Source organism: Hamadaea flava, assembly GCF_024172085.1.
GTDB lineage: Bacteria > Actinomycetota > Actinomycetes > Mycobacteriales > Micromonosporaceae > Hamadaea > Hamadaea flava.
Map to the genome: position 1 here is coordinate 1376980 of NZ_JAMZDZ010000001.1, position 19904 is coordinate 1396883.

Annotated in this window: 14 protein-coding genes and 1 pseudogene; 11 read left to right on the forward strand and 4 right to left on the reverse strand. The window is 70.7% G+C overall.

Translation table 11 applies throughout. From position 1 onward, the window contains the following. Positions 1-178: 178 nt before the first annotated feature. Positions 179-748 (forward strand): annotated as a pseudogene (locus tag HDA40_RS06710) (EamA family transporter); the annotation flags it as partial. 42 nt (positions 749-790) lie between these two features. On the opposite strand, the gene HDA40_RS06715 reads toward HDA40_RS06710, so the two are convergent. Continuing rightward, positions 791-1717: a LysR family transcriptional regulator gene (locus HDA40_RS06715; protein ID WP_253753053.1), complete on the reverse strand. Its 927-nt coding sequence runs from the start codon at positions 1715-1717 to the stop codon at positions 791-793. A 71-nt stretch (positions 1718-1788) separates the two neighbouring features. On the opposite strand from HDA40_RS06715, the gene HDA40_RS06720 reads away from it, so the two are divergent. From HDA40_RS06720 to HDA40_RS06735, 4 genes are read left to right on the forward strand one after another with little or no spacing between them, the layout of a single operon-like run. Then, a complete protein-coding gene (locus tag HDA40_RS06720; RefSeq protein WP_253753055.1) occupies positions 1789-2064 on the forward strand; it encodes an NAD-dependent epimerase/dehydratase family protein in 276 nt (91 codons plus the stop codon). A 3-nt stretch (positions 2065-2067) separates the two neighbouring features. Beyond that, a complete protein-coding gene (locus tag HDA40_RS06725; protein ID WP_253753057.1) occupies positions 2068-2685 on the forward strand; it encodes a Rossmann-fold NAD(P)-binding domain-containing protein in 618 nt (205 codons plus the stop codon). Further along, entirely contained in the window at positions 2685-3551 is an 867-nt protein-coding gene (locus HDA40_RS06730; RefSeq protein ID WP_253763582.1) for an aldo/keto reductase, read from the forward strand. The genes HDA40_RS06725 and HDA40_RS06730 overlap by 1 nt, the downstream gene beginning before the upstream one ends. Positions 3552-3587: 36 nt before the next feature. Further along, positions 3588-6710 carry an AfsR/SARP family transcriptional regulator gene (locus HDA40_RS06735; RefSeq protein ID WP_253753059.1) on the forward strand — a complete coding sequence of 1041 codons (3123 nt, stop codon included), beginning with the start codon at positions 3588-3590 and terminating at the stop codon, positions 6708-6710. Positions 6711-6863: 153 nt separating this feature from the next. Here HDA40_RS06735 and HDA40_RS06740 read toward each other — a convergent pair whose 3' ends face one another. Then, positions 6864-8237: a hypothetical protein gene (locus HDA40_RS06740; RefSeq protein ID WP_253753061.1), complete on the reverse strand. Its 1374-nt coding sequence runs from the start codon at positions 8235-8237 to the stop codon at positions 6864-6866. A 193-nt stretch (positions 8238-8430) separates the two neighbouring features. On the opposite strand from HDA40_RS06740, the gene HDA40_RS06745 reads away from it, so the two are divergent. Beyond that, positions 8431-9192, forward strand: coding sequence for an SDR family NAD(P)-dependent oxidoreductase (locus tag HDA40_RS06745; protein WP_253753063.1), 762 nt, complete (start codon positions 8431-8433; stop codon positions 9190-9192). A gap of 58 nt (positions 9193-9250) precedes the next feature. Here HDA40_RS06745 and HDA40_RS06750 read toward each other — a convergent pair whose 3' ends face one another. Beyond that, positions 9251-11086, reverse strand: a complete 1836-nt coding sequence (locus HDA40_RS06750; RefSeq protein WP_253753065.1) for a pectate lyase-like domain-containing protein — start codon at positions 11084-11086, stop codon at positions 9251-9253. A 245-nt stretch (positions 11087-11331) separates the two neighbouring features. Between HDA40_RS06750 and HDA40_RS06755 the strand changes: the two genes are divergently transcribed. From HDA40_RS06755 to HDA40_RS06775, 5 genes are all read left to right on the forward strand, one after another. Continuing rightward, a complete protein-coding gene (locus tag HDA40_RS06755) occupies positions 11332-13014 on the forward strand; it encodes a serine/threonine-protein kinase (protein ID WP_253753067.1) in 1683 nt (560 codons plus the stop codon). A gap of 67 nt (positions 13015-13081) precedes the next feature. Continuing rightward, complete coding sequence (locus HDA40_RS06760; protein WP_253753069.1) at positions 13082-14038, forward strand: hypothetical protein; 957 nt, start codon at positions 13082-13084, stop codon at positions 14036-14038. 46 nt (positions 14039-14084) lie between these two features. Continuing rightward, the gene (locus HDA40_RS06765; protein WP_253763583.1) at positions 14085-14903 is read left to right on the forward strand and encodes a DUF72 domain-containing protein; all 819 of its coding nucleotides are present in this window, start codon (positions 14085-14087) and stop codon (positions 14901-14903) included. Positions 14904-15239: 336 nt separating this feature from the next. Then, a complete protein-coding gene (sigJ, locus tag HDA40_RS06770) occupies positions 15240-16175 on the forward strand; it encodes an RNA polymerase sigma factor SigJ (RefSeq protein WP_253753071.1) in 936 nt (311 codons plus the stop codon). A 93-nt stretch (positions 16176-16268) separates the two neighbouring features. Next, a complete protein-coding gene (locus HDA40_RS06775) occupies positions 16269-17462 on the forward strand; it encodes an NAD(P)/FAD-dependent oxidoreductase (protein ID WP_253753073.1) in 1194 nt (397 codons plus the stop codon). Positions 17463-17537: 75 nt separating this feature from the next. On the opposite strand, the gene HDA40_RS06780 is transcribed toward HDA40_RS06775, so the two are convergent. Continuing rightward, positions 17538-19823, reverse strand: coding sequence for a HelD family protein (locus tag HDA40_RS06780; protein WP_253753075.1), 2286 nt, complete (start codon positions 19821-19823; stop codon positions 17538-17540). Between the last annotated feature and the right edge of the window lie 81 nt (positions 19824-19904).

Below are 19904 nucleotides of genomic sequence, written 5' to 3' on the forward strand. Positions count from 1 at the left end.
TCAGGTCGGCGCGGCCGTCGGAGCGCACGCCTTCACCGCCATCGGCCCGGCCGGCGTCGTGGCGGTCCGCCAGTTCGTCGCGGTCGCGGTCCTGCTGCCGGCGGCCCGGCCGAACCTGCGCCGATTCACCTGGTCCCAGTGGTGGCCGACGATCCTGCTCGGGCTCGTCTTCGCCACGATGAACCTCAGCCTCTACACCGCGATCAGCCGCGTCGGCCTCGGGCTCGCGGTCACGCTGGAGTTCCTCGGCCCGCTGGCCGTCGCGCTGGCCGGCTCGCGTACCCGGGTGGACCTGCTCTGCGCGGCAGGCGCCAGCCTCGGCGTCTACGTCCTCGTGCTGCCCGACCCGTCCAGCGACTACCTCGGCATCGGGCTCGGTCTGCTCGCGGCCGCCTGCTGGGCGGCGTACATCCTGCTCAATCGCATGATCGGGCAACGCCTGCCCGGCCTGCAGGGCCCGGCGGCGGCCACGTCGGTGTCGGCTCTGCTCTATCTGCCCGTCGCCGGGTTCCTGATCGCGCAGGGCCGGCTCACCGGAATCGCCATCTGGTACGCCGTCGGCGCGGGTGTGCTGAGTTCGGTCGTCCCGTACGCCGCGGACCTGATCGCCCTGCGGCGGGTGCCGACGAAGTTCTTCGGCGTCCTGATGAGCATCCATCCGGTGTTGGCGGCACTGGCCGGGCTCGTCCTGCTGGATCAGGTGCTCGCTCCGCACGTATGGCTCGGCATCGGCATCGTGGTCGGCGCGAACGCCCTCGCCGTCACCGTCGCCACCAGGACGACGACCCGGCTAGCGGCGGACGTTCCAGGCGAAGGACTCGGGGGATCCGGTGAAGAGCGCGCGCGTGAGGGTGTCGAGATACGCCTGAGCGGGCCGGTCGGCGCGGCGGGCGACGGCGACGCCGATGTGCCGGGCCGGGCGCGGGGCTTCCAGCGGCACGACGGCCAGCCCCGGCGGGAGTTGGTCGAGGGCCACCTGCGGAATCAGCGAGACCCCGACACCGGCCGCGACCAGCGAGGCGGCGAAGAAGTAGTCGGTGGCGCTGCACGAGACCCGCAGCTCGAAGCCGGCGAGGGTGGCGTACCGCTGGAGGAGGTCGGCCGTCTTCAGGCAGCCGAGCACCCAGCGTTCGGCGGCTAGGTCGGCCAGGTGCACGGCGGGGGCGTCGGCGTACTTGTGGCCGGCGGGCAGCACGAGCCACAGCGGGTCCTCCGCGAGCGGCGTCCAGATCAGGCCGGAGCGCTCGCCCCGGCCGGGCGGCGGCCCGTCGAAGTGGTACGCCAGCGCGACGTCGGCCCGACCGGATCGCACCAGCGGGAGACTGTCCTCGGGTTCCCGTTCGAGGATGGTCAGCTCGACCTCGGGATGCGCGGCGCACACCTCGGTCAGCGCGGGCGGCAGCAGCCGGCGGCCGCCGCTGGCGAAGGTCGCGACGGTGAAGCGCACCGAGCCGCTGGTGAGCCGGTCGATCCGGGCACGGGCGTGATCCAGTTCGGCCGTGATGTTCTCGGCCGCCTCGACGAGCAGCCGGCCCGACGCCGTAAGCGTGACGCCGCGGGTGCTGCGCTGGACGACCGGCGTACCGAGCGTGCGCTCCAGTGCGGCGATCTGCTGCGACACCGCCGACGGGGTGCAGCGCAGCGCGGTCGCGGCGCGGTTGAAGCTGCCGTGCTGCGCGACTTCGTGCAGTACGCGCAGCCGGTGGACGTCGATCATCAGTTCTCCTTACAACCGGGTTAGCCGATGATCACTTCTGCTGGCGACTGTGGCAAGGCACCGTGAACGGCATGATGGACGTCTTGGTGATCGGCGGCAGCCGGTACTTCGGGAAGCACGTGATCGAGCAGTTGTTGGCCGCGGGCGTACGCGTGACGGTGGTCAACCGCGGATCAGCGGCCGCCCCGGCGGGCACCACCCATCTGGTGGCCGACCGGGACGACGAGGCGGCCCTGCGGGCGGCGCTCGGGTCGCGAACGTTCGACGCCGTGCTGGACCAGGTCTGCTACACCCCGCGGCAGGCCGACATCGCCGCCCGGGTGTTCGACGGGCGTACGGGACGGTAAGTGATGACCTCGACGATCGAGGTCTACGACCCGCTGTCCAGCGCCTGGCTGCTCCCCGCGCCGCTCGGCGTGCCGGTGGCCGAGGAGACGATCGACCTCTCGACCTGGCCGGTCGACCTCAGCGAGCCCTGGTCCGACCCCGCGTTCCGCGATTCGGCGTACGGCGAGGGCAAGCGCCAGGCCGAGGCGGTCCTCGCCGGGGCGGCCTTCCCCGTGGCTTCTGTCCGTTGTGGACATGTGGTCGGCGGTGCGGCAGCCGACTTCACCGGCCGGCTGGCCTACTACGCCGATCGGCTGCGGCGGGACGAGCCCATCGAGGTCCCCACGACCGCGTACGTGTCGTCGTTCATCACGGATCGGCAGATCGCCGACGTTCTGACCTGGGCCGTCGGCGCGGACTTCACCGGACCGGTCAACGCGGCGTCCGCGCGGTTCGACGTCTACGAGCTGTGCGCGGCGCTCGCTGGTGCAACCGCGCCGCGCTACACCTCCGGCACGTCCCCGTACGCCTTCGACCGCTGGTACGCCATGGACACCTCCCGGCTGTCGGCCCTCGGGATGAAGCTGCCGGACGCGGCGGCCTGGCTCCCCGCGGTCGCAGCGGAAGCGATGGCCGCGTGATGCGTACGCGCCGGACCGGAGACATCGAGGTCAGCGCGGTCGGCTTGGGCGCGATGCCGCTGTCGATCGAGAACCGGCCGGACCGGGCTCGGGCGATCGCGACGATCCACGCCGCGCTCGACGCGGGGATCACGCTGATCGACACCGCCGACTCGAACCACTGGCACGCCGACGAGGTGGGCCACAACGAGGAGTTGATCGCCGAGGCGCTCGCCTCCTATGGCGACCCGAGTCATGTCCTGGTGGCGACCAAGGGCGGCCGAGGCCGGCCGGGCGACGGATCATGGACGGTCAACGGCGACCCGAAACACCTGCGGCGGGCTGCCGAAGCCTCGCTGCGCCGGTTGGGCGGCGACACGATCGGCCTCTACCAGTTGCACAAGCCCGACCCCCACATCCCGTATGCCGACTCGGTGGGCGCGCTGCGCGACCTGCTCGACGCGGGAACTGTCCGGACAGTGGGACTGTCCAACGTCGACAACACGCAGATCCTGGAGGCCCGGCAGATCCTCGGCGACGGACTGGTGAGCGTGCAGAACGAATACTCACCCGCCGTACGCGAGTCCGCCGACCAACTCCGGCTGTGCCAGGCGCTCGGACTGGCCTTCCTCCCGTGGAGCCCGCTCGGCGGGGTCACCCGCAGCTCACTCGACGGACCCGCGACGCCACTCTCGGCGTATCCCTTGTTCGGCGAGATCGCCGCGGCGCGTGACGTGACCCCCCAGCAGGTGTGCCTGGCCTGGCATCTGGCCCAGGCGCCAGTGGTGATCCCGATCCCCGGGGCCAGCCGCCCGGAGTCCGCGCGCGGCTCGGCACTGGCGGCGGGCCTGGACTTGACCCCGGCGGAGCTGGCCAGCCTCGGCTGATCGTCCATCGAGGCGGTGGCGGTATTCTTCTCGGCCATGCACGACGGAACGGCGACGCCAATGTGGTTCGGTGTGCTCGGTCCGCTGGAAGTCCGCGTGGGCGAGCATCAGATCACCTTGCCGCGCGCACAGACTCGGGCGTTGCTCGCGCTGCTCGTCCTCGAGGTCGGTCGCGACGTGCCGACCGCCCGGATGATCGAGGCGCTGTGGGCGGGAGCGGCCCCGGCCACCGCCACCACTCAGATCCACAACGGCATCTCCGTGGTACGCCGGACACTTCGCGAGGCGGCCGGCCGGGATCTGGTGCTGCGGCAACCCGGCGGCTACCGGCTGGACGCCCCGGACGAGTGCGTCGACCTCGCCGTTTTTCACGAGCTGACGGCCCGGGCTCGCCGGCAGGCAGGTGCGGAAGCCGCGCGAACGTTCCGCGAGGCGTTGAGCCTGTGGCGCGGCCGGCCGTTGAGCGGGATCAACGGGGCCTTCACGGACCCGGAAGCCGACCGCCTCGCTCAGCTGCGGGCCGACGCGTCGGAGGCGTTGTTCGAGATCGAGTTGAGTCTCGGGCGGCATCGCGAGCTTCAGTCCGACATCGCGGCGCTGCTCAGGGAGCATCCGCTGCGGCAGAAGCTCGCCGCCCAGCTCATGCTCGCGCACTATCGCAGCGGCCGCCAGCCCGAAGCTCTCGCCGTATACCGTGACCTGCGGCAACGGCTCGCCGACGAACTCGGCACCGAGCCGGTCCCCGACATCGTCGTCCTGCATCGCCAGATCCTGGATTCGGACGTCCGGGTCGCGGCGGCGCCGGCCGAGCCTCAGCGCCGGTACTTGCCTCGGGACCTGCCCGACTTCACCGGCCGTGCCGAGGAGATGGCCGAGCTCGACCAGGTGACCGCCGCCGCGGCGGGCGGCGGAGCCGTGGTGATCAGCGCGGTCGCCGGAGTAGGCGGGGTCGGCAAGACGACGCTCGCCGTCCATTGGGCGCATCAGCACGCCGCCGACTACCCCGATGGTCAACTCCATGTCGATCTGCACGGATTCGGGCAGGGGCCACCGACTACCCCGGTGGCCGCACTGAGCGCGCTGCTCCAGGCGCTGGGGGTGCCGCCGGAGAAGATCTCCGCCGATCTGGACACCACTGCCGCGCTGTATCGCGCCACCACCGCCGACCGGCGCCTGCTGGTGATCCTGGACAACGCCCGTTCGGCCGATCAGGTACGCCCGCTGCTGCCGACCGGACGCGGTTCGCTGGCCGTCATCACGAGCCGTGACAGCCTGGCCGGGCTGGTCGTCTCCGACGGCGCTCGGCTCCTGGCCCTGCGCCCGCTGCCGGACGACGATTCGATCGCTCTCCTGACCGCGATCCTCGGGCCGAGCCGGATCGCCGGGCAGGCGGCCGCAGTGGCCGACCTCGCGGCGCTCTGCGGCCACCTGCCACTCGCGTTACGCATCGCGGCGGCGAACCTGCTCGCCGATCCAGCCCGGCCGATCGCCGACATGGCCGCTGAACTGCGTAGCGCCGATCGGCTGCAGCTCCTGTCGCTGGCCGGCACCGACACCTGGGCTGTGGAGGCCGTCTTCGAGCAGTCCTACAGAATGCTCGACGAGCCCGATCAGCGAGTCTTCCACCTGCTCGGGCTGCATCCGGGCACAGACGTGACGGCTGAGGCCGTGGCGGCGTTGACCTCGATCCCGATGGACGAGGCCGAGGCGGCGTTGGGCCGCCTCGTGCAGGCGAGCCTCGTCATCGAAACCTCCCCCGCGCGCTATCTGCTGCACGACCTCGTCAAGGTGTACGCCGCGGCGGTCGCCGACCGGGAGCGAACGCCCGCCGAGCGCGCGACGGCTTTTCGCGCACTCGCCGACTTCTACATCGATACGACCGCCTCGGCCGCGGAGCTGGTGACGCCGTGGTACACGTTCCTCACGATGGCGACCCACCGAAACCCCGCGCACATCGATGTGGCGAGCGCCATGGGATGGATTCAGTCCGAACAGGACAATCTGGTGACGCTCGCCCGGCACACGGCCGACCACGGGCCGGCCGACGTGGCCTGGCGACTGGCCGACTTGTTGCGCGGCTATTTCGTTCTCCGGCGAGATCACGCCGCCTGGCAGGTCATGGGGGCGGCCGGGCTGGCGGCCGCAAGCGCCGAAGGCCACACCGCAGCGCAGGCCGCGATGCATCTGGGTATCGGTACCGACCTTCGGCTCGAAGGCCATCTGGAAAAAGCCGTCGCGCACCTCACTGAGGGCCTCCGACTGACCCGTGCCGCGCGCTGGCGCGGGGGCGAGCTCAGCGCCGTCCTCGCCCTCGCCACCTACTACGGGCAGCATGGAGACCCGCAAGCTGCCATCGAACTGCTGGAGTCGGTGGCGACATCGTCGACGTCCGAACACCCGGCGTTGATGGCCGTCGCCCTGGCCAACCTCGGCGCGATGCGGTTGACCGCCGGTGACCTGCGGCGGGCGGCTGGCGACATGGAACGGGCGCTCGCGCTTCTCGAGGCGACCGGCAACAAGATGGGTGTGGCGTTCACCCGCACCAATCTGGGGCTGGTCCAGCTCGACCTGGGCCGGTTAGACACGGCGGAGACGTACCTCGAACAGGCCATCGCGCTGGACGAGGAGATCGCCAACCCATCCGGGCCGTTGCCGGCGATGGCCGGACTGGCCGACCTGCAGCTGCGGTCGGGGCGACTGCGCGAGGCCGCCCAATCCGCCCGGCGCACGCTCGCGCGAGCCGAGCGCGAGGGAATCCATCGATACCGGTGCGTCGTCCTGATCATCCTCGCACACGTCGAACGGCTGCACAGCCGCCTCGCCGAGGCGCGCAAGCTGGCCGAACAGGCGCTTGAGATCGCACGGGAGATCTCGACCCCATACATGGAAAGCGACGCCCTCGACGCCCTCGCCCAGATCTACCAGGCCCAAAACCGACCGCAGTCGGCGCGCGAGCACGCCCAGGAGTCGCTGGCCATCGCCGAGGCCGAGAACGCTCAGGCGCTCGTCGCGAAGGCACTCACTACCCTGGCCGAACTGGACCTCGCCGCCGGGCGGCGCGATTCGGCTGCCGAGTACGCCCGACGGGCCCGGAAGATCTGTGACGACACGGGCATCGAGCAGTGCCGGCCGCGGCTGACCGCAGTTCTGAGCCAGTGACCACTCGCGTGTGGGTTGTGTATGGGCGGCCGGTGCGAACATGCCCGTGCGGTCGGACGCCACGGGGGCGGCCCGCCCGCACCGACCGGCGCCGGCCGATGCTTCGGGCGGCGCCGGATCATGGTCGGCTGATCAGGGCTCACCGTCGGCTGATCAGGCGAGCGGCAGCACCCGCGCGATCTTGATCGTGGTGCTGCCGCTCCCGGCCGGATAGGCGACGCTGCCGTCGGCGTACGCCTTGAGCGCCAGGTAGTCGTGGTCCTTGACCCCGATCGTGAACCGTACGCCCACCGTCTTGCCGGTGCCGGAGTCATAGACCTGCGCGGCGAGCGATGAGCCGGAGGACCAGGCGAGCAGCATGCGACCGCCGCCGTAGCTCACTAGATGCGGATGCCGGGTGGACGCGGACGTCTTCACGGTCGTGTCGGACGCGCCGGTGGTGAAGTGTTCGAGGCGCGCTTGGCCGCCCTGGCTCCACGCGGTCCAGTAGCCCTTGGACTCGGCGAGCACGAGGTCGCCGCCGAACAGGGTGCCGTCACAGGTTCCCTTGGCGATCGTCCGATAGGGGTTCGGCCGGGCGATGCGGCAGTCGTTGTCGGTGGCGCACACGGTGACGAAGTGGCTCGTCCGCGGATCCCAGACGATCCGGGACGTCCACGCGTGACTGCAGCCGACCTCGAAGCTGTCGTGCCCGGACAGCAGCGACCCGGACGGGCCGACCACCTGCATCCGGTCACCTTCGTGGATGTCCACACAGGAGCCGTTTTGGACGGTGATCGCCACCCCGAAGTACGCCGCGTAGTTCTTGCCGTCCGAGGCCAGCCGCCCGTGATGCTGGTACCACCAGACGAACCGGGCGCCGTCGTCGTACCCGCCACGACTGCCGGTCAAGTTGGTGACCTGCCGCTCCCACACCTGCTTGCCGTTGTTGTCGAAGCGGATCATGTGCATCGTGTTGCACGGGCTCGACGTGCCGCCGCACAGCGGTCCCGTCTTGCAGTCGCCGCGCCGGGTCAACAGCAGTACGCCCCCGGTAGCGTCCGCCTGGACGTCCTGCAGGTCGATACCGGTGAAGCTGGTCGGCGTACCGATCAGTTTGTCGTCGCAGCCGAGCTTGCCCAGGTAGATCTTGCCGTTCGTGCCCAGCCAGGCGAGCCATGACCCGCCCGAGGGGGTCGCGGCGATCGCCATCGGCAACGGCTCGGTGTCCCCTTCGCCGCCGTAACCCTTGACGGATACGCCGACGTTCACCGTCGTGACCTGCACGACCGGCTTCGCCGACGCCACCCGGCCGCACGGACCCGTGCTCGCCGCCGCCGACGGGCTCGGGTTCACTGCGGCGCTCGGGCTCTGGCCAGGGTCGAGCGTTGGCGCGTCGCTCGTCGGGCTCGTCGCACCCTGACTGTCGGAAGCCGGCGTGGCTGCCCCGGACAGCGCTGCGACCAGGGCGAACCCGGTGATGGTAGCGACGGCGGTGGCGGCCAGCGCGAGGAGAAGGGGCTTGCGTACCGGTCGGCGATGCTTCATGCCTGCCTCAAGTCGGTCGACCAACAGGGACGCGGTTCCCGGTTCCGCGTCGGCCACCCTACCGGAAGCGCTCCCACGCGGTCGCTTCCGGCCCGCTCGGCGCCGCGGAGTTGATCTAGGCGGGAAAGGGCGGTCAGAGCAACCGTTTCCCGCCTAGATCAACTCCGCACCAGGAGTGCTAGCCTCGTCGACTATGCCGTCGTACCTCGAAGACCTGTTCTCGCTGGCCGGACGTACTGCGCTCGTCACGGGCGGCAGCTCCGGCATCGGCTTCGCCATGGCGGAGGCCATGGGCCGCGCCGGTGCGGACGTGGTCCTCGTAGCCCGGCGGGAGAAGGAACTGGCGTCGGCGGCAGAGCAGCTCGTGAGCGCCGGGGTCCAGGTGCGCACGATCAGCGCGGACCTCGCGGAGCGTACGGGGGTCGACCGGGTCACGAACGCGGCGCCGGACACGGACATCCTGGTGAACTGCGCGGCGAACAACATCCGCCGCCCGATGGACACGCTGACCGACGCCGACTGGGACGTCTCGGTCGCGCTGAACCTCACCGCGCCGTTCCGGCTCGGGCAGCACTACGGTCCGCGGATGGCCGCGCGTGGCTGGGGCCGGATCGTCAACATCGGCTCGCAGCAGACCATCGCCGCGTTCGGCGACAGCGGCGGCTACGGCGTCACCAAGGCCGGCATCGCGGGCCTCACCAGGTCGCAGGCCGAAGCGTGGAGCCCGCGCGGGGTCTGCGTCAACACGCTCATCCCGGGCTTCGTGGTCACCCCGCTCACCACGCCCGCCATGGCGATTCCCGGCCGCGCCGAAGAACTCGCGCAGCGCTCGATGGCCAAGCGCAACGGGCTGCCGCCGGACTTCGCCGGCGCCGCGGTGTTCCTGGCCGGTGGGGCGTCGGCGTATGTCACGGGGCAGATCCTCTACGTGGACGGCGGCTTCTCCGTCCATTAGCGACTTGTACGCGGTGCCGCGCCGCCCAGCCCTGGCGGGCCGGGCGGCGCGGCGCAGGTCACGGCGTCGGATAGTCCGTGATGAAGACGGGCTGGCCGATCCGGGTCGTGTCGGCCGGACCGCCGACGCCGTTGACGACGTGGTCGATCGTCCCGGCGCTGAGGTTGACGGTCATGATGTGGTGCAGCCGTACGCCGGGCCGGTCCGGCACCTCGAACCCGTTCTCGGTGTGGATCGACGGGTTGTTCTGGTTGAAGACGTAGACCCCGGCGCCGTACAGGTTGTGCGTACGCACGTGGTCGCCGACCTTGTATCCGGCGTAGCCCTCGACCGTGCCGTTCATCCAGTCGGCCTGCGTAGGCGGGTCGTAGGGCAGCTCGTTCTGGTACAGGATCGTCGTGCCGCGCTCGCCGTTCCAGACGGTGTTGTACCGCTGGAAGTGCTCGACGAACAGGCCCGTCGCGGTGACGTCGTCGCCGTTGATCACCGCGCCGTACCGGCCGGTGTTGGTGTTCCAGCGCTCGGTGTCGGTGAAGCCCTCGACGCCGTGGTCGCCGCGCCACACCCAGGTGTGGTCGATGAGCACGTGGTCGCTGTTGACCTCCAGTGCCGTGTCCGTCTTGCCGACGTGTGGCCCGCCCACCCGGAAGTACACATCGGACAGCGTGGTCGGGTCGGCCGCCGAGCCCTTGCTGTGCCCGTGTGGCTTGCCGACCCGCAGCAGCACCGGCGACTCGGTGAGTCCGGCGTCGATGGTGACGCCCGCGACGATCACACCCGGGACGTCGGCGACGTCGAGCGGGATCGCCCCGTCGACCGCCGTGAGGGTGGCGTGCCCGAGCCCGAGGACGACCGTGCCGGGGCGCTTGATCTCGATGCTCCGCGCGATGTCGTAGACGCCCGGCGTGAGCAGCAGGTTCTGGCCGCGGGCCAGGGCGTTGTTGATCTCCTTCACGGAGTCGCCGGGCCGGGCTACGAAGAAGTTCTTGAGCGACGTCGTCCGGCCCGGGGTGATTCCGTCGGCCCACGAGATCCCGCTGCTGTTCGTCCGCGCGGCCGGTACGCGTACCTGGAGGCGGCCCCGCGAGTCCGTGAACAGATAGGGCTTCTCGCGGCTGACCGGAGTGGCCGCCAACGTCGTGTACGGCGGGTCGGGGAATCCGGCCTCGGCGGGCGCGCCGACGACGCCGGAGAAGACCTGGTTCCATACGCCGTTGGACCAGCCGGCGACCTCGCTGTCGCGGATCAGCCACTGCTGCTGCGATCCGTTGACGACGAAGGGCAGTCGCGAGTCGGCGATGAATCCGCCGCTGGCGTACTGGGGCCCGGCGGTGCAGTAGTCCATCAAGGACAGATTCGCGCCGCTGATGTTCAGCCGCCGCATCGAGACCGCCTGGGACACCGCCCAGAAGTCGGCCGACGCGCGGCAGCCGTCCTGCCCCGCCGAGTCGATCGACAGCGACAGGTTCGACAGCGTACGCCAGAAGTTGACCAGGGCCAGGCAATTGCCGGTCCCACCGTCGGCGAGGCAGCGGTTGTAGACCTCGACCTTGCCGTTGATGACGACGTCGGACGGGGACGCGCCGAGGCCGGCGATCTCGGTGTAGTACCCGACCTTGATCTGCAGCGGCTGCTCGGCCGTGCCGTAGACGCCGGGCTGGAACAGGAACGCGTACCGGTCGGTGGTCATCTCGGCGTCCACCTGGGCGGCATGGACGGCGTCGAGGGTGGCCTGGATCTGGCTCACCGGCATGTCCGGGGTGAAGACGGTGACGTTCGGGCCGAGCCAGCCACCGGTCGATCCGGCGGCGGGGGCGGCGGACGCGGTCGCGGCGACCGCGGCCAACGCCGCGAGGCCGAACGCCAGTCTCCGGCGGAGCGGACGTGTGCTCATGGATTCCTCTCTAGTGGACAGCAACGCTCTCTCAGCCGGTGGGCAGGTCAGGACGGCTCGACAGGAGAGCGCTCTCTTGCGAGGGACTACTGGTCCGTGCGACAGGTTCGGGCGGTGTGAATATTTGTACCTTGAGTGGTCGCCTCGCGCCATACGCTGTCGCCGCAAACAAGCGCGTGGCGCAGCTCTCACCGCTCCTCCCCCGAGTGAATCGGATCGCCCGGAGGCGACTACCCTCTGGAAGGATGTCCCCCTCCCCCGCCGAGCCGCGTACCATCGCCGGCCGCTATCGCCTGGAAAACGCTCTCGGCCAGGGCGGCATGGGGCGGGTCTGGAGCGCTCGCGACGAGGTCCTGGGCCGCGACGTGGCCATCAAGGAGATCGTCCCGCCGCCGGGCCTGACCGACACCGAACGCCAGGAGATGCGGGAACGCTCGCTTCGGGAGGCCCGCGCGATCGCGCGGCTCAATCACCCCAATGTGGTACGCGTCTTCGACGTCGTCCGGCCTGATTCCGACGGCGCCAACGGCGATCCGTGGATCGTCATGGAGTACGTGCCGTCGCGGTCCCTTCAGGACACCATCAGCGCCGACGGTCCCCTGTCGGCGGCGCAGGCCGCGCACGTCGGACTCGAAGTCCTGCACGCCTTGCAGGCGGCGCACCGGGCCGGGGTGATGCATCGGGACGTGAAGCCCGGCAACGTGTTGCTCGGCGAGGACGGCCGCGTCGTACTCACCGACTTCGGGCTCGCGACCGTCCCGGGCGACCCCAACGTGACGCGTACCGGACTGGTGCTCGGCTCGCCCGCGTACATCTCGCCGGAGCGGGCCAAAGAGGGGACCTCAGGCCCGGAGGCGGACCTGTGGTCCCTCGGGGCCACGATCTTCGCCGCGGTCGAAGGCCAGTCGCCGTACGCCCGCGCGACGGCGATCGCGACGCTGACCGCACTGGCCAGCGAACCGCCACCACCGCCGAAGAACGCGACGGGCCCGCTGAAGACCGTGCTGACCGGGCTGCTGCGTAAGGACCCGGCCAAGCGGATGACCGCCGAGCAGGCCGAACGGCTGCTCATCCGGGCGGCCGCCCAAGCGGCCCGAGCCGCCGTGCCCGCCGTCGCGGCGCAGCCGGAGCCGACCCGGCTGGACCTGCTGCGCCTCAACCCGGAGACGTCCACTTCAGATGATCCGCCGACGCCTGCGCCACCGGTCACCCCGCCGGTCGCGCCGAAGCCACCGCGGTTCACCCCTCGCCAACGCTGGTACGCCGTCGCCGCGAGCCTGCTGATCGTGCTCGCCGTCGCGGTGGCGGTGCCGATGCTCCGGGACCGGGACAACCCGGCCGGCGCGAACGGAAACCCGTCCGCCACCCCGAAACCGTCGCGGACCGCCTCAGCCTCGGCATCGCCGTCGGCAGCCTCCCCCTCGGCGGCGTCTCCTTCGGCGGCCTCCCCCAGCGCCGCGTCACCCAGCCTCACGGCGTCCGAAAGCGGCGAACTGCCGACGGGGTGGCACCTGTTCAGCGGCGAGGGCTACTCGATCCCCGTACCGGACGGCTGGTCCAAGTCGACCGACGGCGGCATGATCCTGTTCCGCGAGCAGGACGGCCTCGGTCGCGTCCTCAGCGTGATGAGTTCTGAGGTCACCACGAGCGATCCGAAGGCGGCCCTGGCCGAACAGGAAGGCGAGCAGAGCAGCAAGTCGGGGTACGACAAGCTCAAGCTGGACACCGTGGATTATCGCGGCCTCCCCGCCGCCGACTGGGAATGGCTGTACACCACCGGTAACGGCACTCACATGCACGTCCTGCGCCGGGGCGTCATCGCGAACAACCGCTTCTACACCTTCTCCTGGTATGTGCCGGCCGACGCATGGGCCGCCAACCAGGACGGACTCGGCGTCATCGCGGGTGGATTCCAGCCTCGCGGCTGACCCGAGCCAACCCTTCAATGCCCCTTACGCGTTTCTTCTCGGGACGGCAACGGACCGAGAGGAGCCCATGACCAGACGTCGCAAGCCGATCGCGCTCCGCGAACACGCCCGGCTGCGCTCGCCCGAGACTGATCACGTCCTGGTGAACGTCTCCGTCGGCCCGTCCGGCGAGGCGATCGCGCTGTGGTCGTCGGCGGCCGGGCGGGAGGCGCTGACCGCCCGCGTCACCGAGCCGAGCGGGGCGTCGTTCCCCGTCACGACCTCACCGCACGGCGTCCGCGCTCGCGTCATCGCGTACGCCCCGGAGCCGGCGCTCGACCTCACCGTGGCCGACCTGCGGCTGGCCCACTGCCACGTCCAGCCACTGCCGGGCGACCGGATGCTGTTCGTGGCCGCCCGCTGCCGCCTCGGCTCCGAGGGCGCCGAGCCCAACGCGATGATCGTCACCGCCGACGGCCAGGTGGAACGCACCGGAGTCCTCGGCGACGGCATCGAGCACGTCCAGACCACGCCGGCCGGCAAAATCTGGGTCGGCTACTTCGACGAGGGCGTCTACGGCGGCAACGGCTGGCACGCCGGCTCGGTCGAACCCGTCGGCGCGGCCGGGATGGTCCGCTTCAGCGCCCGCCTGCGCCCCGAATGGCGGTTCACCAACGGCGCCGACCCGATCGAGGAGTGCTACGCGCTCAACCTCTCCGGCGAGACCGCGTGGAGCACCTACTACTCCCGGTTCCCCATCGTCCGGGTGGACGGCGACCGGGTCACGTCCTGGCCCGGGACCGGCAGCGCCGCCCAGGCCATCATCGTCGACGGCACCCGCTGCGCCCTCCTCGGCGGGTACGCCGCCGACCGCGACCGCCTCCTCGCCGGCGACCTGACCCGGGGGCACTTCCGGGCGTACCAGCTGATCCTGCCGGGCAACCGGCGCCTGCCGGGCAACGCGTGGGTGATCGGCCGCGGCCCGCACCTGCACGTCTTCGCGGATTCGGTCTGGTACCGCCTCGACCTCGACGACCTCCACTGAGCCTGCTGGATAGGGTTGGCCCATGCGGTTGGCGGTGGGGTGCGCGATGTGGACGCACAAGGCGTGGCAGGGCCATCTGATGCCGGCCGGCGGGGACCGGCTGCGGGCGTACGCGAGCTGGTGTGACGCCGTCGAGGGCAACACCACGTTCTACGCCACCCCGTCCCGGGCGACCGTCGAGACCTGGGCTCGCCAGGTCGGCGAGGATTTCCGGTTCGTGGTGAAGCTGCCGAAGACGATCACGCATGAGCGCCGGTTCCACGGCGTCGACGAGGAGCTGCGCGGGTTCCTGGACGCGATCGAGCCGCTCGGCGGGCGTACGCACGCCTTGTGGTTGCAGTTGCCGGGTTCGTTCGCCCCAGCCGACGTGCCGGCGCTGGAGAGCTTCCTGCGCCGGCTGCCGCCGGATCATCGGTACGCCGTCGAAGTCCGCCACCGCGCCTTCTTCGAAGACGCTCGCGCCTCGGCGGCGCTGGAGGGCGTACTGGCCGGGGTGGACGCGGAGTGGATCCCGTTCGACACGACGGCCTTCTTCCAGGCGGCGCCGACGAGCGAGGCGGAGCGGGACGCGTGGGGGAAGAAGCCGCGGATGCCTAAGCGGGAACGGGCGCTGACCAGCCGTCCCGTCCTCCGGTACCTCGGCCGGGACGACACCGAGCGGACCGTCGAGGGCTGGCAGCCGTGGCTCGACGTGGTCGCCGGGTGGTTGCGGGAAGGCCGGTCGCCGACGGTGTTCCTCCACACGCCGGACAACGCCGACGCCCCCGTGCTCGCCCGGCGTTTCCACGACGAGGTACGCGCCCGCGTACCAGGACTGGAGCCGTTGCCGGAAGCGGAGCCGGTCGAGCAGGGCACGCTGTTCTAGCCTCAGGTGTTTATCTAGCCTCAGGTGTTTACTGAACGCATGCGTACCGGCCCTCAGTTTCCGCCCGAACAGCATGAACCGTCACGTCAGACCGGTGGCGCGCGCTGCTCCTGCGGACATGGAGTCGGATCGCACAGCGCCGCCTCCGGCTCCTGCGAGGAGGTCACCGCGCACTGGCAGGACAGCCACTGGGCGGAGGAGTACGCCGCGACGCCACCGAAATGGGTCGGTGACGAGCCGTGCGCGTGCAGCGGTTATGACGGCCCGGGACTTGATCTGCGGGAGCTGGGGTCCGGTGCCGATCGTCGATCGCCCAGATCCGGCTAGGCTCGGGGCATGGCTCTGACAACGCACGACGTCGACCTGTTCGAGGCGGCGCGGCCGCGGCTCGGGGCCATCGCCTACCGGATGCTGGGGTCGGCCGCTGAGGCCGAGGACGCAGTGCAGGAGACCTACCTGCGGTGGCGGACCGTCGACGTCGACCGCATCGAGGTGCCCGAGGCCTGGCTGACGAAGGTGTTGACCAACATCTGCCTCAACCTGCTAACCTCCGCACGGGCTCGCCGGGAGACCTATGTCGGGCAGTGGCTGCCCGAGCCGCTGCTCGCGGGGGACCCGATGCTCGGCCCGCTCGAGACCGTCGAGCAGCGCGAATCCGTCTCGTACGCCGTCCTGACCTTGATGGAGCGGTTGTCGCCCAACGAGCGCGCGGTGTACGTGCTGCGTGAGGCGTTCGACTACTCACACCGGGAGATCGCCGGCATCCTGGACCTCACCGAGGCCGGCAGCCAGCAGCTGTTCCACCGGGCGAAGCAGCACGTCGCCGAGGGCAAGGCCCGGACGCGGGTGGACGACGCGACCGCCCGGCGGATCGTCGACGAGTTCCTCGCCGCCGCGACCAGCGGCAAGACCGAACCGCTGGTGAAGCTCCTGACGCAGGACGTGGTCTCGATCGGCGACGGCGGCGGGAAGGTCCCTGCCCGGGCGAAGGCGTACGAGGGGGCGGTCGCGGTCGCGAAGTTCCTGCGTGGCCTGTTCAAGCCGAGCCAGGGGATCCGGACCGTGCTCGGCGGCATTCCCGACGTGTACGCGTCGCTGGCGAACGGCGCACCCGCCCTCGTCGCAGTACTCGACGGCCGGGTCATCGGCGTCATGTGCCTGGACGTCACGGCCGACGGCATCACCGCCGTGCGCAACCAGGTGAATCCCGACAAACTGGTCCGCGCGACGGCCCGGTTCACCACGTCCGACCACGGCGAGGCGGCGCTCTGATCATCGTGTGACCTGCTTCACACGGCGTACCTGTCAGGAAACGGCGAGCTGCCCGGTTCAGGGAGCGAATCCGAATCAGACAGGAGCAAGGACATGCAGCATCGCATCGTCGTCCTCGGCGCCGGCTACTCCGGCGCCATCGCCGCCGGCCGCCTCGCCAAGCGGCTGCACCGTGACGAGGTGGCCATCACACTGGTGAACGCCGAGCCCGACTTCGTCGAGCGCGTCCGGATGCACCAGGTCGCGACCGGCCAGACCCTCAAGCACCGGCCGTTCCGCGAGATGTTCGCGGGCAGCGGCGTCGACCTCAAGATCGCCAAGGTCACGAACGTCGACGTCGACCGCAGGACCGTGTCCGTCACCGGCTCCAGCGGCGTCGAGACCCTCTCCTATGACACCCTCGTGTACGCACTGGGCAGCGGCTGGAACGCGCAGGGCGTACCGGGGACCACCGAGTTCGCTGAGGAACTCGCGAGCCGGCCGGGCGCGCTTCGCCTGCGCCAGCGGCTCACCGCGCTCGGGGCCGGGCAGCCCGTCGCAGTCGTCGGCGGCGGCCTGACCAGTGTGGAAGCGGTCACTGAGATCGCCGAGGCTCGGCCGGACCTGGACATCAGCCTGGTGGTCCGGGGCGCTCTCGGCGACTGGCTCTCGGCGAAGGGTCAGGGCCATCTGCGGAAGGTCCTCGGCAAGCTCGGCATCACCGTGCACGAGCACGCACAGGTCACCCAGGTCGCAGCCGACACCGTCGCGACTGCCGACGGACGGTCGATCCCGGCCGCCGTCACCGTGTGGACCGCCGGGTTCGCCGTGCACCCCATCGCCGCGGCGTCCACGCTCGACGTCACCGAGACCGGTCAGATCGTGGTCGACGACACGATGCGCTCGGTCTCCCACCCCGACGTGTACGCCGTCGGCGATGCCGCGTACGCGATGGGCGTGGGCGGCAAGCCGCTGCGCATGTCCTGCGCCTCCGGTTCCCCGATGGCCTGGCAGGCGGCGGACTCGATCGCGGCCCGGCTGACCGGCGGGAAGATGCCGCACGCGCCGCTGAAGTACTTCAACCAGTGCATCTCGCTCGGCCGCAAGGAGGGCCTGATCCAGTACGTCACGGGCGACGACCGGTCGGTGAACGCCGTCCTCACCGGCCGAATCGCCGCCGTGTACAAGGAACTCATCTGCAAGGGCGCTGCCTGGGGCGTGGCGAACCCGATGCTCGGTATGCCCACCCGGCGTCGCCGCCTCGTCCACGAGGCGATCTCGGACAGCCTCGCCGAAGCCCTCGCCTGACCGAGTTGATCATCTGGTGACGGAGTTGATCAGGGCGCTATGGCCACGACACGCCGGTCGATCATGGCCAATAGTTCATGATCGCGCGGAAAGCGGGGTGGGGAGGGGGCGGTGGTGGAGCACGACGAGTCCGGCCACCGCCCGGGTGAGGGACACGTAGAGCCGGGCGTACCCGCGGGGTTCGGCTGCCACGATGTCGGCCGGTTCGACCACCACGACGTGGTCGTATTCCAGGCCCTTGACCAGGCTGGCCGGCACCAGCGCCACCCCGTCCGGGACGACCGGCGCCAGGACGGGAAGCGACGCGTCGGCGGCGATGACGGCCACCGTGCTGCCCTCGGGCGCCGCCGCGACCGCCTCGCGTACGCCGTCCGCCAGGTCGCCGACGGGCTGGATCGTCAGCGATCCACCGTCGCGATAGGACTGTGTCGGGGCGATCCCGGGCGCGAGGAAGCCCGCGGCGTACGAGGAGATCGCCTCCGGGACCCGATATCCGGTGTTCAGCTCCAGGGTGTGCGCCTCCCGGCGGCCCAACCGGAGCAGGAGGTCCGGCCAGGTCGGCGCGGCCAGCGGATGGGTCGCCTGGCCGAGGTCGCCGACGATCGTCATCGAGGCGTACTCGGAGCGGCGGGCGATCATCCGGCACTCCATCGGCGACAGATCCTGCGCCTCGTCGAGGATGACGTGGGCGTACGGCGGTTCCACCGGAGCCTCGTCCGCCTCCTGGACGGGCAGCGGATCGGCGAGCACGGGAACGTAGCCGTCCTCGCCGTACGGGTCGAAGCCGTCGATCCAGCTGACGACCTTGTGCCCCTCGCGCAGAACGACCGCCTCGGCCCAGCGCTGGGCGGCCAGGACCGCGTCGTTGTCGATGCTCGGCCCGGCGTTGGCGATCGGCGTCGGATGGCCTGGGGCGTACAGGTTCCAGCCGTCGTTGAGGCTGATGCTGAGCACGAACGTCTCGACCACCTGCGGTCCCGTGGTCAGTTCGCGCAGCCGGGCGGCGGGCGCGGCGGGCCGAGCCTTGCGCGGCGGCTCACCGAGCATCAGCGACAGTTCGTCGAGCAGCGGGACGTCGTCCACGGACCAGTCGTTGTTCACGTGGTAGGACTCGGACAACGTCGCCGCTTCGGCCGGAGTCAGCCCGGTGATCCGCTCGACGTCGAGCAGCCAGGACAGCACCGGGGCCGGGCGCAGCGGCGGCCACCACGCCGCCAGGAACCGCTGGAACTCGGGCCGGTCGACGACGTCTTCTCCGAAGAGGTCGCGCTCCAGCGCGGGCATGTCCAGTTTGGACCATAACGCCGCCGCCAGCTCGGCTGACGCGATGGCGGCCGCGCCGTTGGGCGGCACCGACTCCGCTTGCCCCTGTCGGCGTACCCGTTGGCGAACGGTATCGAGTTCCGCGGTCGTGAGAGTCAGCACCTGGCCGGAGTAGACGAGTTTGAGCCGGTCGGGAGCCTCGGGCGGGGCCTGCCACATGAGATCGGCGAGGACCGCGAGCATCCGCACGTCGCCCTTGACCGCCGCCACCGCCGCGTTGTCGCGCCGCGTGGCGGTGACCCCCGGGGCCAGCTCGCCCAGCGCCCGCAGATGAACGCTGTCTTCACCCAACGCGGGCAGGACACGGCTGATGTAGTTGGTGAACACAGTGGACGGGCCGACCACCAGGACGCGCCCGTCGGCGAACTTGCCGCGATCGGTGTAGAGCAGGTACGCCGCGCGGTGCAGCGCGACCTGTGTCTTGCCGGTGCCGGGACCGCCGGTGATCAGCGTGACGCCGCGCGCGGGCGCCCGGATCGCCTCGTCCTGCTCCTTCTGGATGGTGGTGACGATGTCGCGCATCTGCGGCCCGCGCGATCGGCGCAGCGCCGCGAGCAACGCGCCTTCGCCGAGTACACGCAGGTCACCGGCCCGGTCGGGGGTCAGCACGTCGTCGTCGAGATCGATCACCTCCGAGCCCCGGCTGATGATCACCCGACGACGCACGACGCCGAGCGGGTCGCCGGTGGTCGCCCGGTAGAACGGCGCGGCCGCCGGGGCGCGCCAGTCCACGAGCAGCGGTTCCATGTCGTCGTCGCGCAGGCCCAGGCGACCGATGTGGTACGCCTCGCCGTCGTCGAAGTCGAGCCGGCCGAAGACCAGCCCTTCGGCCTCGGCGTCCAGTGAGCGCAGTTGCGCGCTGGCGCGATGGACCATGGCGTCCCGTTCGACGAGGCCGGTCTTCGGGCCGGCAGCGGCTCGGCCGTACGCCTCGTGCTCCAGTTCCTTGGCTTGGGCCCGGACGAACTCGACTCGTTCGTAGACCCGATCGACGTGCTTCTGCTCGGCTTCGATCTCCAGTGTTCTGGCGTCAGGCACAGTGCTCCCCGGTGCTGAGATTGCGGGACCTGACGAGCATATGGGCAGTTCACGCGCTAAAAATCGTCATTCGGGGCGATT

Coding starts and splice junctions, on each gene's coding strand:
- HDA40_RS06755 (WP_253753067.1), top strand. CDS start 11,332: ATGTCCCCCTCCCCCGCCGAGCCGCGTACCATCGCCGGCCGCTATCGC.
- sigJ (WP_253753071.1), top strand. CDS start 15,240: ATGGCTCTGACAACGCACGACGTCGACCTGTTCGAGGCGGCGCGGCCG.
- HDA40_RS06730 (WP_253763582.1), top strand. CDS start 2,685: ATGCGTACGCGCCGGACCGGAGACATCGAGGTCAGCGCGGTCGGCTTG.
- HDA40_RS06765 (WP_253763583.1), top strand. CDS start 14,085: ATGTGGACGCACAAGGCGTGGCAGGGCCATCTGATGCCGGCCGGCGGG.
- HDA40_RS06745 (WP_253753063.1), top strand. CDS start 8,431: ATGCCGTCGTACCTCGAAGACCTGTTCTCGCTGGCCGGACGTACTGCG.
- HDA40_RS06720 (WP_253753055.1), top strand. CDS start 1,789: ATGATGGACGTCTTGGTGATCGGCGGCAGCCGGTACTTCGGGAAGCAC.
- HDA40_RS06740 (WP_253753061.1), bottom strand. CDS start 8,237: ATGAAGCATCGCCGACCGGTACGCAAGCCCCTTCTCCTCGCGCTGGCC.
- HDA40_RS06750 (WP_253753065.1), bottom strand. CDS start 11,086: ATGAGCACACGTCCGCTCCGCCGGAGACTGGCGTTCGGCCTCGCGGCG.
- HDA40_RS06725 (WP_253753057.1), top strand. CDS start 2,068: ATGACCTCGACGATCGAGGTCTACGACCCGCTGTCCAGCGCCTGGCTG.
- HDA40_RS06775 (WP_253753073.1), top strand. CDS start 16,269: ATGCAGCATCGCATCGTCGTCCTCGGCGCCGGCTACTCCGGCGCCATC.
- HDA40_RS06735 (WP_253753059.1), top strand. CDS start 3,588: ATGCACGACGGAACGGCGACGCCAATGTGGTTCGGTGTGCTCGGTCCG.
- HDA40_RS06760 (WP_253753069.1), top strand. CDS start 13,082: ATGACCAGACGTCGCAAGCCGATCGCGCTCCGCGAACACGCCCGGCTG.
- HDA40_RS06715 (WP_253753053.1), bottom strand. CDS start 1,717: ATGATCGACGTCCACCGGCTGCGCGTACTGCACGAAGTCGCGCAGCAC.